Below are 17,419 nucleotides of genomic sequence, written 5' to 3' on the forward strand. Positions count from 1 at the left end.
GTCCGTAAAAATTTGTTCCGAAAAGAAAACCTTTCCCCTTCTTTATATTCGAAACGGGTCACTTTAAGGGATACCTACTGGAGCGGTACCGACCTTTAAGCAGCATTTATCCTCATAAAAAAGGCTTTACACATAGCGAGTGTTTTCACACCACGCTATCAATAAAGCTCGCGTTCAATTGTCAAACCGAAACAGTCAAAACATCACTATCAAAAATAGTATTTACCAGTAACACCGATCGATCTACCGTCAATAACTTGCACAGCGCGATAACCGCTATCCAGAAAGATAGAGGGGGATCCGGCTACGCCATTGGCTGTTAGCGTTCTATTATTATCAACGTCTGTTTTGGCAGACTTATCAAATAAATTTTTGGACCACACCGACACATCCCACTGCCCATTCACGTCACGAATACCTGTAAAAATATCTGCTACCGTATAGCCACCAAGATCAGAATTAGCCACCACTGGATTAGTTCTTCCACCAGTATATTTAGCTAACACCCGCAAATACCACTCATAAGAATCAAGCGCGATACTATATTCAGCGTTACTACTGATGGACCAGTTTGGCTCACCGCCGATTCTGGTGCCTTCTACATCACAATAAGCCACCGCATTGCCAACCTCGGTTGCTGCGTTATTACAAGGCGATTTAGCACCATCATCAAACTTGGCGTCGTTATAACTTAAGCGAAGACCTGCCACTAACTGTTCTGACACCAGCGCATTAACTTCAACTTCTGCGCCACGAATAATAGCGTCCGCGTTGTAAGTTAAACCGCCACCAATCCGGGCATCAGTTTCATCAATAAAACTGTCACTATTAGAATCCCAGTTAACACCAGCGATACGCGTAATATAGTCACTGAACTGCTGATAATAGGTCGCACCATTAAGCTGCACCCGCCCGTCTAACAATGTTGTCTTCACACCAAACTCCAGCGACGTACTGTCTTCGCCATCATAGAGTATATTTTCTGACCCCACTTCAAACGTAGGCGTGATAGTAACTCCGCCAGGACGAAAGCCGCGATCAAAGCTGGTGTACAACATCGTATCGTCAGTCAATTCGTATGAAAGTTTAACCGTACCGGTAACAGCCTCTTCGGTAAAACTTTGATATTCTTGTTGAATAATCGGTGTAGTCAGATCTCTGAGAGGGGTGTAAGCCTCTCCACTGCGGAAAGATTTTACTTGTTGCCAACGCGCGCCCAATTGCAATACCAATGCCTCGTTCAGATTTATTTTATGGTGGGTAAAAACACCATACTGCTCGCCGCGAGAGAACACATTGCCCTCGGTAAATACTTTTAACAAGCCACCAAATGCAGGCGGCAAATTAATAAAGGTATTACTGGCGGTGGTGGCGTTGGAATCTCGTTTTTCATAATACAGACCGACCAAATATTCCCAATTCTCCATCTCAATAGACGATAGGCGCAGCTCTTGAGAAAACACATCCTGATCACTTGTAGTTCCACCTTCGGTAGGCTCACCTTCAAACAGATTGGCATAATCATAATCGGCATTCACCACATCACTTGTCACCTGATAACCACTGGTCGAAGCAAGTTCATAATCGCCAACAGTCCATTCCACATTCAACACACTCAGACGGTTACGTTGTTGGTTCCTTAAAACATCTTCTGCCAAGGTTTTTCTATCACTGTGCTCCAGCGCTGGATAGCCTTTACCTAAATTATCAGCGCCCTCCAATACGGTTAATCTATCTCTATCAACCTCTTCATACTGATGCGTCAGGTGTAACGTTAAATCATCTGCCGCTTGCCAGGACAGTGTTAACCGGCCGGACGTACTTCGACCTTCGCTATCAACACCGGTGGTGACACTCTTTACATCACCCTGATCATTCTCATCGTAAGAACCCGCAACCCTAACACCGAACGTGTCACTCACTAATGGAAGACTAGCAGCGTATTGAGTATTAAAACGGCCACGATCACCAGCGGTTAACTGCACATTGCCGTCAAGCTCCTGCAGGTTAGCTTTTTTAGTAAATAACTGGATAGAGCCACCAGGCGATGTCCTCCCCTGAACCGTACCCTGGGGACCCCTCAATACCTCGACGCTTTGCATATCGTACATTTGCCCAAACGCCACAATAGAATCGACCGGGATTTCATTCCAGTAGGCCTGCACCGAAGCACTCGCACCAGAGTAGGGATTAAAAGTAATCCCTCTAAGACTAATAGTAGCAGGGCCTGTTGTTGATGAACTTAAGCTAAGACCCGCCGTCAGCGCCTCTATATCCTGCAGCTGCCTAACTTCAAATTCATTTAATGTAGATTCGCCTAACACGTTAACTGTGGCAGGAACGTCCTGTACAGACTCCAGTTTTTTCTGTGCAGTGACAATAATTTCTTCAAGCACCAAATTTTGTGCCGTCACCAATAAAGGAACCGACGCTGCAAATATCCCTAAAGCAAGAGATGTTTTTTTTATGTAGCCATAATTAGACATTCTATTTCTCCCCCAAAAAAATTTATTACGCACAAAAGCTAATCTAAAAATGCAGCTGATAAAGTAAAGACTTATCATATTGAGCACCCTGCGAAAGTTACCAGCAGCGTAACTTTTTGCTATGCATTAAATCGACTTCTATACCGATACTTCCACGACTTCTTAAGCTAAACCAAACATATAAATGTAAACGTTTACATTTTAGACTCTAGCACTCAAATAATTTAAAAAACAGGTTATTTTCTGCTAATAACCTGCCAAATCCTGCTATCCAAGAGCTATGGCTTCTGGCCGGCCCAACCGATGGCTTCGGTGATAAGGCTTTGGTAGCGTTTATCCTGATAGACCGATTCTAGATGCCCTGGCGCCGAATACACCGCGCGCCCTGCCCCCACATCATGCGCCCAGACCAAGGGGTGATCATCACCCATAGCCCAAAAGTTAGGGTCGTAACTTTTTTCATCAATAGTGAGCAGCACTTGGCTGCCCGCTGTTCTGACGCTACTCTCAAAGCTGTACCACTCATCCTGCAGCACCCACTGTGCTGGCAACTCGCGGATTATCGGGTGTTGAATAGCTTCAGTGTGCAAGTTGCCCTGCTGTATTTGTGGCCACATCGGGTGCATCGTAAACTGACTGCGAATCACTTCATTGGCATACCAATCCCAGCTTTTATGTGAGCCATCACCCGCAGCATGAATCCCCACATAACCACCACCCCCGACTATAAAATTCTCAAAGGCCCGCTGTTGATCAAGCGTTAAAGCGGGTCCGGTAGCATTATTCCAAACCACCACATCAAATCTGGCAAGCTGCTCAGCATTAAATACGGCACCATTTTCGGTAAAAGCAATAGCCCACTGCTGCTGCTCAGCGATCGCTGCCAGCAGTTGCTTAGCTGCAGGAATCGCCTCATGGTGACGAAAACCATTGGTCTTTGAAAATACTAGTACAGAAAAATCACGTTGCGCAAGATCCAATACCGGCGGCACGAAATCAAACACCGGGTCGGCAAACATCTGTGGCTGGTTACGCTTGTGTTCGAGAATAAAATTCCCCACCAACAACCCAAGACTTAAAATCACTACAGCAACCACTAGCAGTGATATTTTTGTAGTTTTACTCATGACTGCTTGCTCTCGAGCTCTTTACTCATTGACCGCTTCAACAGCAGCGTCATCAACAACAGGGTTACCCCCATCCAAAACAAAACAGGTTCATAGGGGTCAACTCCTCGCAACCAACCCATAGCCCGTAAAAAATTACAATCTGCACCAATCGAGTAAACACAGTCCAATGAAGACCACATGTTTTCACCCGTTTGTTTGCTCACAAAATAATAAACCAGGCCCACCACAGTGAACTAACCACAGTTAATAACGCACCCAGGGTAAAAAATATATTAAGGATTGTTTTAGTTTTCATATTAGATTTTTCCTGCCTTTAACTGTTTAACGGCATAGTCAACCGCCCTAGCGGTTAAGGCCATATAAGTAATCGATGGATTGACACACGACGACGAGGTCATACAGGAGCCGTCGGTAACGAAAAGGTTATTTACATCATGGGCCTGATTCCAACGATTAAGTACAGACTCTTTTGGATCGTTACCCATTCGCGCCGTGCCCATTTCATGAATAGCACTTCCCGGTGCGCATCACTGTCCATAACGCCAACATTGATAGCACCCGCCGCTTTTAGCATAGCTTGCGCTTGCGCCATCATATCCTGAGTCATGTTTTTTTCGTTTTCACCATAGACACTATCAAATCGTACCTGTGGAATACCAAAACTTTTTTGGTTCATCCAGCATCATTCGGCTATCCGCATTGGGGAGGTGCTCACCAAACCCGGCAAGGTAAGCCACCCAGGGACCAGGGCCACGCATCGCTTGTTTAAAACGCTTGCCAAACCCTTTGATCTGGGGCGGACATGCTTTTCCAGTCCATGCGCATAGCGCCGCCTTGATAGCCATAACCTCTAACAAAATCACCTCTGAATTATTGTCGGTTAAATTTCTAAAGCGCGGTGTATAAGTACCGTTAGGACGATTACCAATAGTGTATTTATCGAGATAGCCGGGCATGATGCCATAAGCGCCATACCCGGACGTGTGATCCATTAGATAGCGACCCTAACGCACCGCTACTATTGGCCAGTCCGTTTAGGAAAATGTTGGGAGCGGGAATTCAACAGTATCTGGGTACTGGCCACAGTAGAAGCACAAAGAAAAACCAGTTTTGAACGATAAGTAGTCTTGGATAAATTGTTCGCATCAATCACTCTGACCCCCGACACCTTTTGAGTGACCGGGTCGTAATCCAAGCTCTCTACCACACTGTCAGTACGAATAGTTAAATTGCCGGTTTTTTCTGCGGCGGGTAATGTTGAACTCTGACTGCTAAAAATAAGCACCCACTGAACAGCCTCGGGCAACAGGCACCGCGATTATTCTTCGCCTCGGTTTGAACTGCACAACGACCAATGGTCATATTGCGCCCAGAAAATGCGCCTCAACACTCTCTTTTATTTTTCGCTCAACAATATTCATCGCCATTGGTGGCTGAAATTCACCATCGGGTAAATGTGGCAGGCCTAACTTTTCGCCACTAACGCCAACGAATTCCTCAACATAGGAATACCAGGGCGCTATATCTTTATACCGAATTGGCCAATCGATACCGTGACCATCCTTTTTATTGGCCTCAAAATCCAGGTCACTCCAGCGATAAACCTGTCTTCCCCAGAGCAGCGATCGCCCACCTAAAACATCGGCACGCTTCCACTCAAAGGGTTTTTCTTTGTCATAAACGTAAGGATTTTTTTTGTCATTATTAAAAAAATGGCGAGTGGTCTCATCAAAAGCATACACCTTGCTTTGGATAGGGTACTCCTCAGCGTACAACTCACGCAGCGGTTTTCCGGCATAGGGGATTTTCCACGGTGGCATATGCTCACCCTTGTAATCCGCACCATGGCGCACCGGCGAACCACGCTCAAGCATTAATACTGTTAAGCCTTTTTCAGTGAGTTCTTTAGCGGCCCAGCCACCGGAAATACCCGAACCCACAACAATGGCATCAAAATCAGCTGTATTGGTCATGTTGACATCTCTCTACTATTTGATTAAACGCGAATAAGCACATAGACATCATGATGACCACTGCCGCTCCACATCTGCCAATTCGATATCACCATAACGCATCGGCATCGGATCATAATTAAGCTCTTTGGTTGCGCCCAGTTCCGAGCTGTAATACCCCAGCACCGTCAGCTCTTTCAGCTTAGTGAAAAAAGGCTTATCCTCATCCTCTTCGTTACCCATAAGGTTTTCTGGTTTGGCAGGTTTGTAAGCTTCACTCTGCTTTTCGGCGTCTTCAAGCGCGGTAATTTGTTGATCCTCGGTTGAGCTGAGAAAGCTCTGTTTAAATTGTGCAAGGCAATAAGCATCAAGCGACTGCAGTCCCTCAATATAAATGGTTCGTTCACGTGTGGTATACCAATCGGAAACCATTAATTCGATAAAGTGCGGGACACCAGCGTCAATAGCACCAGGCGTATCAGTGCGAGGAATAATCATCTCAGCCAAAACTGCGGTCATTGACTTTTGCGCGGAGGAAAATATCGGCGTCGCAATCTTCACCCTGCCATCGACTCCGGACAACATCGCATTAACGACCGACGCGGAACTCAGACCACCTAATAAAATGGCTGCATTTTTTAATAAATCTCTTCGATTCATGATAATTCCTCAGGCTGTTGTGCGTTTTTTCGGCCACTAACACCGTGTCAATTTTAAACTCACGATTAAAGCAAACATGTTGTGATATGTGATGAAATAATAGTCTGGCTTTAGTTGCAGTTGACTAACCCATTAATAATGGCACTTCAATAAACCATTCAAAAGTGCAGCTATTATTTATCACCCCTATATATAGCGATTTTTATTAGCCGGTAGAGCCCATACAGCAATGCCAACGCCAGCAAAACTACTGCCAGCACCAATAATCCCCCCTTGATAAATAATGGGCCATAACCTTTTTTATCCGAGCTCGTCGCACGCATGTACAATTCGCGAGGTTCTGCAGCGGCAATATTTTTTTCTAAATCTGCAATGGCTTGCTGCATACGAGTAACGCGCTCAGGATACTCAGCGGCAATATTATTTTTTTCCGAAGGGTCTGTCTCAAGGTTAAACAACATTAATTCATGGCTGTAGCGATCAAACTTGATAATTGGCTCCAGTATTTTTGGATAACCGGACCGAGCCAGTTTCAACTTCCAGTTCCCTTCCCGGTAAGCAACAATTTCTGGCGCGGCGGCGGAGTTATAAAAAAACTGGCGCTCAGTTGCTACCCCATCGCCTGTAAGGATGGCCGTAATATCTTCACCGTCGATGGTTCTATCCGCAGGTAACGGCACATTGGCCAGCGCAGAAAAAGTGGGCATTAAATCCATCAAACTGGTGATGGAGCTCTCCACTCGACCACCGTTAATTTGCGCTGGCCAATGAATCACTGTGGGCACTCGCTGGCCGCCCTCAAAGGTAGACCCCTTACCATCGCGCAATGAACCTGAAGAGCCACCGTGATCACCCATCGCTAACCACGGGCCATTGTCAGATGAAAACACTATCAAGGTGTTTTCCAACAGCCCCAGCTGACGTAGTTTATCGACGACTTCACCGGTACTCCAATCCAGCTCCTGCACTACATCGCCATATAATCCGCCTGCGGATTTGCCTTCAAACTCAGGGGATACATACAAAGGCACATGGGGCATGCTGTGCGCAAGATATAAAAAGAACGGAACATCAGCGTGCCGCTCAATGTAATCCACCGCTTTTTCTGTATATCGACGTGTTAAGTAACGCTGATCAATCGGTTCATAAATAATTTTCTGGTTTTCATAAAAAAAGAAATTTGCCATGTCATTGCTGAACGGCACCCCATAAAATTCATCAAACCCCTGATTCCAGGGCATGTAACGATCTTGATGACCCAGGTGCCATTTTCCCACCATGCCGGTGTAATAACCTGCCTGCTTGAGTTGTTCGGCAATGGTAATCTCGGACAATGGCATGCCATCTGGCGCGTCCGCCATAAAGACATGACTCATACCCATCCGCGCTGCATAACGGCCTGTCATCAGACCGGCCCTTGACGGCGTGCACACCGGAGCGGCCGCATAGAACTGCGTCATCCTCAGGCCATCTTCAGCCAGCTGATCAATACGTGGAGTGGCAATGGTTTTGGCACCAAAACTACTAATGTCTCCGTAACCCAGATCATCCGCTAAAATCACAATGATATTGGGCGCTTTCGCTACAAGCTGCTCCTCGTCACCCACCACCGCGCTTGCCATCACCGGCAATACGGCAAGCAAACAACCAATACTTACCCGTACTATACGGGGTAGAAAATAGCTCGTTCTCGACTGTCGAATCATTGTTCTCTCGCGACTAAATGTACACATACTGAATCAAGAATATCCCGTCAACTCGTGTGAAGGAATGCTTTGAACTGCTGAGTAGCTGTCATTTTCTGCTATCTTTCTTTAGTATTAATGACCACTCAGGTATTGCTCATTTCAGCTCATCATCCATTAAAATCAGTTAATGACGTAAGCTCCGAATTTCATAAAAATGAAACAGGAATCATAAAACTGGATAACACAACTATGCCCTCCCAATTACAAATAGCAGCCCATCTTTGTTACCACTGGTATACCGGCAATCTCGACGCCGAACATATAACCAGCGAAGGGCTGGACGCCTTACATAGCTTTCTAGGCTCTCCACTCAGCGCCGATGAGCTTATTCAATTTGGTGAGAAATTTCGCCAGAGCAAAGATTTCAATGCATTACAAAAAAAAATTAGCAGCCAGTGGCAGCACCGCTTTGAACCTAACCCCATTATTGACGACCATGAGTCACAACAATTTCTACAGATAATATTCGACAGCTTTGATCACTCGCTTATTTTTGACCACAGCATCATCGCCAACATAACTCACACCGCACGAGGTGGTGCTAGCGACAGGGAAAACCAATTTTCCGGAGCTATGCCATGCTGGACATTACACCTCACTACCCAGGGCAAAGCACTGGTTCTCAATGAAGAGATGGAAGTCGAAGTAACGCCCGGTGATTTAATGTTGTTTCACCCAGAGGCAAGCTACTATTATGGCCGCCATCCAACCGCCGATCATTGGGAGCACCTCTGGGTACTATTCCAGCCTCGCGCGCATTGGAGCGAGTGGCTGGACTGGAACGTATTAGACAAGGGCATCCTCCATCTATCAAAATCCAGCAGTAACCAACAGTCAGTCATAGAGCAGCTATTCCGCCAGCTAATTAATTTAAAAGATCACCATGGTCGCTACCAAACGGATTTGCAATATAACTGCCTCGAAGAAATATTAATCCGCGCCAAGGAAGAACAATCCACTACTACTGGTAAGCCTGTTGATCAACGCATTCAAAAAGCCTGCGATTACATCACTATGCATCTGGCAGAGCCCTTTTACGTGGAAGACGTCGCCGCCACATGTAATTTATCACCCTCACGCCTCGCTCACTTATTCAAACAGCACATGGGCGTCAGCCTCAAATCCTGGGGTAATAATGCTCGTCTACAACAGGCTCGAAAACTACTGCTGCAGACCAATAACAGTATTAGCCAGATTGCCAAACAAATTGGCTACGATGACCCTACCCAATTTGCCAAAAGTTTTAAAAAAAATATGGGCTGTAGTCCTCGAGATTTTCGGCAGTCTTTTAAATCCTAACGCTAGTGTCTTAGCCCCATCGTCACATTATTTAGATGCTCGATCTCGCAGCCAAATAGCACCAAATATCGGTAATAACATCAACGGAATAATGGCCACCGATTGAAAAGATTCAACAGATGCAAACCGCAATACCTGATCCAGCTCCTCAGCTGACAACACACTTAGGGCCTCAACACTTCCGGCCGCCTCAACTTTAGCCGAATCAAAAATCCCGCCCATTACCGGCAGTAAAAATTGAATCGCCATACCGCCAGCAAAACCCATTAAGCCCAACATCAAAGCACCCCCCTTAGGGAATCGCTCCGACACCACGGCCAACATAGTCGGCCACATATAACAGACACCAATACCCCATACTGTAGCCGCCACAAAAGCGGCAATAGCTGTTTCAGCGATACTCAAAAAATACAAACCGATCGCTGCTAACAATGCGCTTAACCACAACAACCCTACCGACGAAAAACGCCGAGCCACAGTGCCTGCAAAGTGGCGCATCACAAACATCAAGGCGCTAACGTAAACCAACAACAATATACCCTGCATACCGACGATGCGTGACAACGCTAAATTTACCCACTGCCCCGGCGCTAGCTCAGCCGCAGCTGTACCCCACATACAAATCCAGAACAACCAAAATAATGGTTGGCGTAATAACTCTTTGAACATATCCTGATAACTGACACCAGTGACCACTCTTTCTGTTTCAGGAAATTCAGTGTGACTCACTAACCAGGCCATTACTGCCGCCGGCACAATCAATACAAAAAGATTAAGCTCCCAGGCAAAATTCATCGACGAAAAAAGTACTCCCAACAACCCTCCAACGACAATCCCCGCCGGCCACCAGGCATGCAGAATATTTAATCGGTGGGTTTTTTCATCAGGGTATAATGAAGCTATCATCGGGTTACTGGCAGCCTCTACCGCCCCCCATCCCAGCCCGGTTAATAACAAGCCCACTAAAATTAAATTGCTCACCAACGAACCCACGGGCAACGCAGCTGCCACCAAAATCAATACCGCACCCAACACATAACCCAGTGCTGACAGTAACAACATTTTTTTCATGCCGATCACATCAACCAGCGCGCTGCCAAATAACAAGGTTAAAGCAAAGCCAGTAAAGGTAATTCCCAACGCCTCGCCAACCATAGAAGCAGACCGCGCCAAATCAATCTGATCATAAATATTAGTTTGTAAATCAGGGGCTATAGTTGCTCTAACCGCAAAACCCAAACCAATCATAAAAATAGATAAATTGCCGATCAAAAATAAACGTTTTTTATCCAGTGGGGACTGTGCTTGTGTCATGAACACCTCCGACATGATTGTTTTTTTGCAGACGGCTTATGGCTAACAGATTTGCTAAACTGTAAAACGCTGGCATGCCCCACTACCTCTGAAACAATAGTCATAGACCTAAAATCCGTTTATTGAGTAACGGATCAGCATCAACGCTGGCAAAATCATCAAACGCTTTATCGGTAGTGCGAATAATATGCTGATTGATAAACGGAGCTCCTTCGGCGGCACCATCTTGTGAATGTTTTAAACAACATTCCCACTCAAGCACGGCCCAGCCCTGATAATTGTATTGGGCTAATCGGCTGAAAATGCCTGAGAAATCTACCTGGCCATCACCCAAAGAACGAAACCGCCCCGGGCGATCAATCCAGTCCTGATAGCCGCCATAGACTCCGCTGCGACCATTCGCTCTGAATTCGGCATCTTTTACATGAAAGGCTTTAATGCGCTCGTAATAAATATCGATAAAAGCGAGATAATCCATATGCTGTAACAACAAATGACTGGGATCATAGAGAATATTTGCACGCGCATGATTATTGGTTACCGCAAGAAAACGTTCAAAAGAAGCGCCATCATGAAGATCTTCACCGGGTGAATTTCGTAGCAGACATCTACACCGGCCTCATCAAAGGCATTCAAAACCGGCAACCAGCGCCGACCTAATTCTTCAAAACCGTCGGCGACCAAGCCTGCTGGACGTTGTGGCCAAGGGTAAGCAGTGTGCCATAGCAAAGCACCGGAAAAAGTCGCATGCGCGGTTAAGCCTAAACGCTCACTGGCCTTGGCTGCATACAATAATTGTTGAGTAGCCCACGCCATACGGGCTGCGGGATTGCCCCTGACTTCTGCTGCGGCAAAGCCATCAAATAGCTCATCATAGGCAGGGTTAACCGCGATCAATTGCCCCTGCAAATGTGTCGACAATTCACTAATGGCTAAGCCGTGTTCCGCCAACATTCCGGTTATTTCGTCGCAATAAGTTTGGCTTTCCGCAGCCAATGGCAAGTTAAATAGCGAGCTCTCCCAGGTGGGGATCTGTAGCCCTTTATAACCCAAACCAGCTGCCCACCCGGCAATCGCTTCCAGTGTATTAAAAGGCGCATCCTCACCAGCGAACTGGGCCAAAAAAATCCCAGGGCCTTGCATTTTACTCATGATCGACCTCCTGATTTAGTGCTGTGGAATAACATGCCATTTGGTCTCGCTATTACCCGCAGTGACAACTTGTTCGATAAAAACCATGCCACGTACTGCTTCATCAATACCCGGGACATCCAAAGCCTGCGCCGAAAGTGTCTCCCCTAGCAAACGTGACTGTATCTGGCTGGCAAAATTTCGATATAAATTAGCAAATGCTTCAATGTAACCTTCAGGGTGCCCCGCCGGGAGGCGTGTATTCGCGTTTGCCATTGATCCAACAGCGCCGCCGGTTCGCAGCACGAGGCTGGGTTTATCGTTATATTTTATGACTAAAGTGTTCGGGTCCTGATGCGACCAGCTCAAACTGGCTTTATCGCCGTAAAGCCGAATAGATAGCGTATTCTCTTCACCGATCGCGACCTGACTCGCCAGCAAGGTCCCCCGAGCACCTTGGTCAAACTTCAAAAAAACTGCGCCATCGTCATCCATCGATCTCCCAGCTACCACATTGCCTATATCAGCACACAGTGCCGCTGCTGTCAGGCCGCTGATATACTCAACCAGATTAAATGCGTGCACCCCGATATCTGCCATGCAACTGCTGATACCTGCTTGCTTGGGGTCAAGCCGCCAAGCCGCTTGTTTATTGTCAGCTTCAGCTTGCTGTGCTGCCAACCAACCTTGTGTGTATTCGACGACCACCTTGCGAATATTTCCTAACTCACCGGACTGCACGCGCGCGCGCGCTTCCTTGACCATTGGGTAACCGGTATAAGTCTGGGTGATACCGTAGAGCAAACCAGAATCAACAATCAGCGAACGCAGTTCCAATACCTCTTCCACATTCAATGTTGCCGGTTTATCTGACAATACATGAAAGCCGTATTTGATCGCCTCTACCGCAACCGGAAAATGCAAATGATTGGGTGTCACAATGACTACGAAGTCCATGCGAACATCCTCCGGCAAAGCCGCTTCCTGCTGCATCATTTGCTGGTAACTTTGATAACAACGTTCCGCAGGAAGGTACAAGGCCTGCCCTGACCTCAAACTGCAGTCGGGGTCGTGACTAAAGGCCCCACAAACTAGGTCTATCTGACCATCAAGATTGGCCGCCATCCGATGAACGGCACCGATGAAGGCACCCTCCCCGCCACCAACCATTCCCATTCTCAGCTTTCTTCGCATTAAAGCGCCTCGATTTTCAGCTATAAAGATTGAATATTTAATACACAAGCAATAATGTAAACGTTTACATTATTGCTTGCAAGGCCTCGAGGAATAATTAACAGCTCGTTAATTATCTAGCTAAAACGCCGGAAGTTTTCACAATAGGGATTAGCCCAAGCAAACACAGCCGCTGTGGCGTGTTTCAGGGTGTTTAGGAAGAGTAATGCTGCAACTCAACAGCCTTTTCTTATAAGGACTGGGTAGAGGCACGCTCGATTAACTGATGTGGCAACTCTATCCGCCCCTTAGGTATACGCTCATCACCCAACATCCTCAGCATCAGATTCATCACCTGCTTGCCAATCTCTTGAGTAGGCTGCCTAATGGTCGTTAACGGCGGGTCAGTGAACTCGGAAAAACTAATATCGTCAAAACCAACGACAGAAATATCCCCGGTATCGTTAAGCCCGCGGCCTTTATGGCCGCCATTGCCCCTATCGCCATCTCATCATTAGCCGCAAAAACGGCGGTGGGCATTTCACCCCTGGACAACAACTTCATCATCGCATCCCTACCCGAAGCCAAACTAAAATCACCCTCAACCACCCAGCGCCGAGTATCTGTTACCCCGACTTTTCGCATCACCTGGCGATAGCCGTTTAGCCTATCCTTACAAATGGGAGACGCCGAAGGTCCATTAATATAAGCCACCTTAGTATGACCCATCGCCGTTAAGTGTGTGACCGCATCAATAGCCGCAGCAGTATTATCAATACAGACAGTGGGCACAGGAATGATACCCTCGTACTCACAGGCCATAGCAAAGGGGGCCAGGCTGGATCAACGGTGGTACGACCTTTTTTATAGCTGAAAGGGATATTGCCACCAAAGAAATAACGCCATCAGCCTGTCGCTGCGCGACCATTGCCGCATAGGCCTTCTCACCTTCCGGGTTAGATTGTGTGTCCCCTAAAAGTACTTGGTAATTACGTTTTTGGGCGACCCATTCAATACCCTGAATGACCCCGGCAAAAAAAGTATTGGTAATATCCGGAACCAATACCACAATTGAATTGGTTCTACGACGACGGAAGTTACGCGCTAAAGAGTTAGCGACATAACCGCTGGTCGTTACCGCCTTCATCACTTTTTCTCGGGTAGTCTCTGACACCTTATCAGGTTCAGCCAAGGTTCTGGATACCGTGGCAGTAGAGACACCTGCGAGTTTAGCTACATCTTTAATTGATACCATAAAAGCTAACGCTTATTGATTGATAATTTTTTATACCGCTTACTGTACACTATCAGATGGAAGTTTATTTAAATTATCAATGTAATAAGAGTCATCAATAAGACAATCACGGGCAGTAATTCGGCTTTCAGCACCTAAACATTTGACATCATATATGGCACTACATACGGCTAGTGCTGCCGAGTCACATAGTATCGTTTGGTCACAACCGGATACTCCCTGACTTTAACTGTCTTCTATTTAATTACATCTAACTGACTGACTATTCATGCTGAATATTGTGGATAATTCATAGAGAAACTTTCACTCTGGCCAAAACCAAATCTACTCTGTAACAGACATCTTGTATACGATCTTTTCTGGCTCATTGAACTCAGACCTCCCATTCAGACAAAATATTTAATCACTTGGAGGCATCCAGAATCGCTCACTTGCTTGCTTAACCCCCCAAACTAAAGATACTCTGGATACAGATTTTTCTTATAAATGTCTTTTATAGAAATTAATTTTAACGTTATTATGTGCCCAGCCAAGTACAGGGCAGCCAAAACCGAACACCTCTTTTAACACCTTAAAAGATTCTGCAAGCAAGCACCTTTACAACGCCACTTGAATTGTATAATCGATACTGTAATTTTTTTCACCGGAATCTATTGTATTATAATTTTTGGAATATTTGACTATATAAACAAGAGCAATAAAAAAACATAAAAAAACCGACTGTTTTCACAGCCGGCTAAGGGAGACCATGATGAAACTCATGGGTTTGAAACGCTTGCTATTAATCGCCTAATAACGCCAGGTTACGCTAGCACCGTAGGTGCGAGGTGCGGTATAGGTTTCATACAAATTACGCCACTCTGTTACCGCACTGACATTCAATTCATCAGTCAGGTTTTTACCCCACAGCTTAATTTCCCATTTGTCACTGACCGTCACATATCTCAATGCTGCATCGACAGAATACTGGCTATCGATTTCTGTGATTGCTTCATTTTCATTTTCGAAGAAATATGAATCCTGATAACGATAATCCGCGCGTGCATTGACGGTGGCGCCAGAACTCAGCGACCATTCATATTGAATAGCCAAACTAGCGGTATTATCTGCCGAACGTCGCAAGCTATTACCCTTCAGGTTAATACCGTCCTCGACAAATAAATCACCCGTAATTTCAGTATCCAAATAGCCGTAAGTACCCGAAATAGTCAGACCTTCAGCAACTAATGCGATCACTTCAAGTTCAACCCCTTGCGACGTTGCTTCATCAGCATTAGTGGTAATAATGGCAGGCGCACCTAAATCATTATCAACCAGCTGGTCTGTTTGCAGATCATCATAGTCAGTACTAAACACCGAAAGGTTTAACTGCAAGCGGCGATCAAGCCACTGTGTTTTGGCACCCATTTCGTAGTTAGTAGCGTATTCAGGATCATATGAAATTGTTGCTACATCACCGGCCTCTACTATAATTGGCGCCCCCAGCCAGAGCCATCATCAATCGGCTTGGCATCTTCACCATTCCAACCTCCGGCTTTATAACCTTCAGATACCGTGGCGTAGAAATATAAATCTTCTGTCGCCTGAAAACTGAGTGTGGCATTACCAGTAGTTGCATCCCAATCTTTACTGGTTTCTACATCGTAGAAAATTCCATCTTCCGGCGCATTACGCGTGGCACCAAAATCTTTATCATCCACACTGTGGCGAATACCCAGAGTCAAACTCCATTGCTCGTTAAAGCGCCAGGTACCCTGACCAAAAGCGGCGTAGGAAGTAGTGTCAACGGCGGTAGAATTACCTTCTTCACCGAAAGTACCAAACGCATAGTAAGAGTGAATATCAAAATAGAAATCAACATTTTCTACGCGCTCTACTTCTTCTTCAGCATAATAAACACCGGCTAACCAATCTAACTGATCATCAAAAGCCAGGCCGGTAAAACGGAATTCCTGTGAGAACTGATTGGAGCTTTCTTCCTTTACCTGATTCCACATTAATGAGGGATAATCATGTGGGTTTTCACCCGAAGCTGAAGGATCGTAATCCCAGTTATCCGGGTGATCATCCAACTGAAAGTTTACTAACGGGCTAACATAGGTACCAGCCGCATTATCAACTGTGGTGTAATCATTATCACGATAAGCAGTAATTGACGTTAAATGAAAGTTATCAGCATGCCAGTTTAAAGTGAATGCAACACCTTTCAGATTTACATCTTGTTGACCGTCCAGAATGTTAGTGCCTTTCCGAGGATCTGTTGCCACCCAATCCGCATCACTGCGATCACCATCTGAAATACTGGTATCGGCTTGTGCCAATGAACGCCAGGGCGCCGTGCTGTCTTGCTTGTATTGATCAACGCTTAGGTTCCAATCCAGCTGATCACTGACCTGATAGGCTAATTGGCCGCGTAAAGAAAACTGTTTTTGATCATCGACATCATTACCGGTGTAATAGTTATGTGCAAAACCATCGCGTGATTTTGAAGAGTAACTAACACGGGCGGCCAACTTATCAGTCAATCCGCCGTTTACAAAACCTTTGGTCTCTAACGCTTCGTAATTACCAACACCTAACTCAACCATCGCATCCTGCTCCTGGGAAGGTTTGCTGGTGATATAGCTTATAGCGCCACCCACTACATTTTTTCCGTACAAGGTTCCCTGTGGGCCGCGTAAAACTTCCAGCCGCTCCAGATCAAATATTTCTGTTGCAGCAGCAGCACCACGTGACATAAACACACCATCAACATAAATACCAACAGCCGAATCAGAACCGGCACTTTCCATATCACTACCGATGCCACGAATAAAAAGATTTGGCTCACTGGCGCTTTCAGTATTAATTTGAAAGCCTGGTACACGCCCAGCCAAATCACCTACACTTTCAATTCTGGCATTCCTTAAGGACTCACTACCAAAGGCACTGACGGCAATAGGCACCGACTGAAGGTTTTCCGATTTGTGGCGTGAGGTAACCAATACTTCTTCGAGGGCTGGAGCGTCAGCAGCATATGTTACTACTGGAAAACCATAACCCGATAAAATCACTGCGATGACCGCAGGTAGACGCTTTAAATGAAAAGCCGTTTTAATCATCAATCTATCCCCATTATCATTTTTAAAATGCAAATTTACTGAACTAGAAATTTGCGGATTTACTGTATTTTTATCTTTAATTTATTTGCACTAACATATTCACTAAGTCAGTCGCGACATCAAAACGCCGCTACAAACTATGCTATAGAGAAAACACAGTAAAATAATAT

At 45.8% G+C, this 17,419-nt stretch carries 16 protein-coding genes and 2 pseudogenes; 1 reads left to right on the forward strand and 17 read right to left on the reverse strand.

Translation table 11 applies throughout. The annotated features are described in order from the left end of the window. Positions 1-209 precede the first annotated feature (209 nt). The 10 genes from UNITIG_RS19515 to UNITIG_RS19540 all read right to left on the reverse strand — a co-directional run bounded on the left by UNITIG_RS19515 (position 210) and on the right by UNITIG_RS19540 (position 7,934). Entirely contained in the window at positions 210-2,486 is a 2,277-nt protein-coding gene (locus UNITIG_RS19515; RefSeq protein WP_159931231.1) for a TonB-dependent receptor, read from the reverse strand. 278 nt (positions 2,487-2,764) lie between these two features. Beyond that, on the reverse strand, positions 2,765-3,613 hold the full coding sequence (locus tag UNITIG_RS19520) for a ThuA domain-containing protein (protein ID WP_101760015.1): 849 nt from the start codon (positions 3,611-3,613) through the stop codon (positions 2,765-2,767). Continuing rightward, the gene (locus tag UNITIG_RS19525) at positions 3,610-3,795 is read right to left on the reverse strand and encodes a hypothetical protein (RefSeq protein ID WP_145999241.1); all 186 of its coding nucleotides are present in this window, start codon (positions 3,793-3,795) and stop codon (positions 3,610-3,612) included. The genes UNITIG_RS19520 and UNITIG_RS19525 overlap by 4 nt, the downstream gene beginning before the upstream one ends. 117 nt (positions 3,796-3,912) lie before the next feature. Beyond that, the gene (locus UNITIG_RS24625) at positions 3,913-4,116 is read right to left on the reverse strand and encodes a GMC family oxidoreductase (protein ID WP_369809224.1); all 204 of its coding nucleotides are present in this window, start codon (positions 4,114-4,116) and stop codon (positions 3,913-3,915) included. Then, on the reverse strand, positions 4,044-4,292 hold the full coding sequence (locus UNITIG_RS24630) for a hypothetical protein (protein WP_235015561.1): 249 nt from the start codon (positions 4,290-4,292) through the stop codon (positions 4,044-4,046). The genes UNITIG_RS24625 and UNITIG_RS24630 overlap by 73 nt, the downstream gene beginning before the upstream one ends. Beyond that, entirely contained in the window at positions 4,252-4,608 is a 357-nt protein-coding gene (locus UNITIG_RS24635) for a hypothetical protein (protein WP_235015520.1), read from the reverse strand. The genes UNITIG_RS24630 and UNITIG_RS24635 overlap by 41 nt, the downstream gene beginning before the upstream one ends. A 26-nt stretch (positions 4,609-4,634) precedes the next feature. Continuing rightward, entirely contained in the window at positions 4,635-4,922 is a 288-nt protein-coding gene (locus UNITIG_RS24640; protein ID WP_235015521.1) for a GMC family oxidoreductase N-terminal domain-containing protein, read from the reverse strand. Between the two features lie 52 nt (positions 4,923-4,974). Beyond that, positions 4,975-5,589: an FAD-binding protein gene (locus tag UNITIG_RS24645; protein ID WP_235015522.1), complete on the reverse strand. Its 615-nt coding sequence runs from the start codon at positions 5,587-5,589 to the stop codon at positions 4,975-4,977. Positions 5,590-5,637: 48 nt separating this feature from the next. Continuing rightward, positions 5,638-6,228 (reverse strand): gluconate 2-dehydrogenase subunit 3 family protein, encoded by a 591-nt coding sequence (locus tag UNITIG_RS19535; protein ID WP_101760017.1) that lies wholly within the window; start codon positions 6,226-6,228, stop codon positions 5,638-5,640. A 173-nt stretch (positions 6,229-6,401) separates the two neighbouring features. Then, positions 6,402-7,934: a sulfatase gene (locus tag UNITIG_RS19540; protein ID WP_159931232.1), complete on the reverse strand. Its 1,533-nt coding sequence runs from the start codon at positions 7,932-7,934 to the stop codon at positions 6,402-6,404. A gap of 231 nt (positions 7,935-8,165) precedes the next feature. Between UNITIG_RS19540 and araC the strand changes: the two genes are divergently transcribed. Then, a complete protein-coding gene (gene araC / locus UNITIG_RS19545) occupies positions 8,166-9,275 on the forward strand; it encodes an arabinose operon transcriptional regulator AraC (protein WP_159931233.1) in 1,110 nt (369 codons plus the stop codon). Positions 9,276-9,302: 27 nt separating this feature from the next. Here araC and UNITIG_RS19550 read toward each other — a convergent pair whose 3' ends face one another. From UNITIG_RS19550 to UNITIG_RS19585, 7 genes and pseudogenes are all read right to left on the reverse strand, one after another. Continuing rightward, complete coding sequence (locus tag UNITIG_RS19550) at positions 9,303-10,589, reverse strand: sugar MFS transporter (protein ID WP_101760020.1); 1,287 nt, start codon at positions 10,587-10,589, stop codon at positions 9,303-9,305. A gap of 100 nt (positions 10,590-10,689) precedes the next feature. Continuing rightward, a pseudogene (locus UNITIG_RS25785) lies at positions 10,690-11,741 on the reverse strand (sugar phosphate isomerase/epimerase family protein). A gap of 15 nt (positions 11,742-11,756) precedes the next feature. Next, the gene (locus UNITIG_RS19560) at positions 11,757-12,914 is read right to left on the reverse strand and encodes a Gfo/Idh/MocA family protein (RefSeq protein WP_235015524.1); all 1,158 of its coding nucleotides are present in this window, start codon (positions 12,912-12,914) and stop codon (positions 11,757-11,759) included. A gap of 229 nt (positions 12,915-13,143) precedes the next feature. Next, positions 13,144-13,715, reverse strand: a pseudogene (locus tag UNITIG_RS19570) (substrate-binding domain-containing protein). After that, the gene (locus UNITIG_RS19575) at positions 13,705-14,148 is read right to left on the reverse strand and encodes a LacI family DNA-binding transcriptional regulator (RefSeq protein WP_101760024.1); all 444 of its coding nucleotides are present in this window, start codon (positions 14,146-14,148) and stop codon (positions 13,705-13,707) included. The pseudogene UNITIG_RS19570 and the gene UNITIG_RS19575 overlap by 11 nt, the downstream one beginning before the upstream one ends. 789 nt (positions 14,149-14,937) lie before the next feature. Beyond that, positions 14,938-15,633, reverse strand: coding sequence for a TonB-dependent receptor domain-containing protein (locus UNITIG_RS25220; protein ID WP_369809233.1), 696 nt, complete (start codon positions 15,631-15,633; stop codon positions 14,938-14,940). Further along, positions 15,615-17,249 (reverse strand): TonB-dependent receptor, encoded by a 1,635-nt coding sequence (locus UNITIG_RS19585; protein WP_101760026.1) that lies wholly within the window; start codon positions 17,247-17,249, stop codon positions 15,615-15,617. The genes UNITIG_RS25220 and UNITIG_RS19585 overlap by 19 nt, the downstream gene beginning before the upstream one ends. Between the last annotated feature and the right edge of the window lie 170 nt (positions 17,250-17,419).

This window comes from Oceanicoccus sp. KOV_DT_Chl (assembly GCF_900120175.1).
Taxonomy (GTDB): Bacteria; Pseudomonadota; Gammaproteobacteria; order Pseudomonadales; family Dasaniaceae; genus Oceanicoccus.

Excerpts from the sequence above, each read along its gene's own strand:
- UNITIG_RS19515 (WP_159931231.1), bottom strand. The coding sequence starts at position 2,486 with ATGTCTAATTATGGCTACATAAAAAAAACATCTCTTGCTTTAGGGATA.
- UNITIG_RS24645 (WP_235015522.1), bottom strand. The coding sequence starts at position 5,589 with ATGACCAATACAGCTGATTTTGATGCCATTGTTGTGGGTTCGGGTATT.
- UNITIG_RS19550 (WP_101760020.1), bottom strand. The coding sequence starts at position 10,589 with ATGACACAAGCACAGTCCCCACTGGATAAAAAACGTTTATTTTTGATC.
- araC (WP_159931233.1), top strand. The coding sequence starts at position 8,166 with ATGCCCTCCCAATTACAAATAGCAGCCCATCTTTGTTACCACTGGTAT.
- UNITIG_RS19535 (WP_101760017.1), bottom strand. The coding sequence starts at position 6,228 with ATGAATCGAAGAGATTTATTAAAAAATGCAGCCATTTTATTAGGTGGT.
- UNITIG_RS24625 (WP_369809224.1), bottom strand. The coding sequence starts at position 4,116 with ATGGGCACGGCGCGAATGGGTAACGATCCAAAAGAGTCTGTACTTAAT.
- UNITIG_RS19575 (WP_101760024.1), bottom strand. The coding sequence starts at position 14,148 with ATGGTATCAATTAAAGATGTAGCTAAACTCGCAGGTGTCTCTACTGCC.
- UNITIG_RS19525 (WP_145999241.1), bottom strand. The coding sequence starts at position 3,795 with ATGTGGTCTTCATTGGACTGTGTTTACTCGATTGGTGCAGATTGTAAT.
- UNITIG_RS19540 (WP_159931232.1), bottom strand. The coding sequence starts at position 7,934 with ATGATTCGACAGTCGAGAACGAGCTATTTTCTACCCCGTATAGTACGG.
- UNITIG_RS19560 (WP_235015524.1), bottom strand. The coding sequence starts at position 12,914 with ATGCGAAGAAAGCTGAGAATGGGAATGGTTGGTGGCGGGGAGGGTGCC.
- UNITIG_RS19520 (WP_101760015.1), bottom strand. The coding sequence starts at position 3,613 with ATGAGTAAAACTACAAAAATATCACTGCTAGTGGTTGCTGTAGTGATT.
- UNITIG_RS24630 (WP_235015561.1), bottom strand. The coding sequence starts at position 4,292 with ATGAACCAAAAAAGTTTTGGTATTCCACAGGTACGATTTGATAGTGTC.
- UNITIG_RS24635 (WP_235015520.1), bottom strand. The coding sequence starts at position 4,608 with ATGGATCACACGTCCGGGTATGGCGCTTATGGCATCATGCCCGGCTAT.
- UNITIG_RS19585 (WP_101760026.1), bottom strand. The coding sequence starts at position 17,249 with ATGATTAAAACGGCTTTTCATTTAAAGCGTCTACCTGCGGTCATCGCA.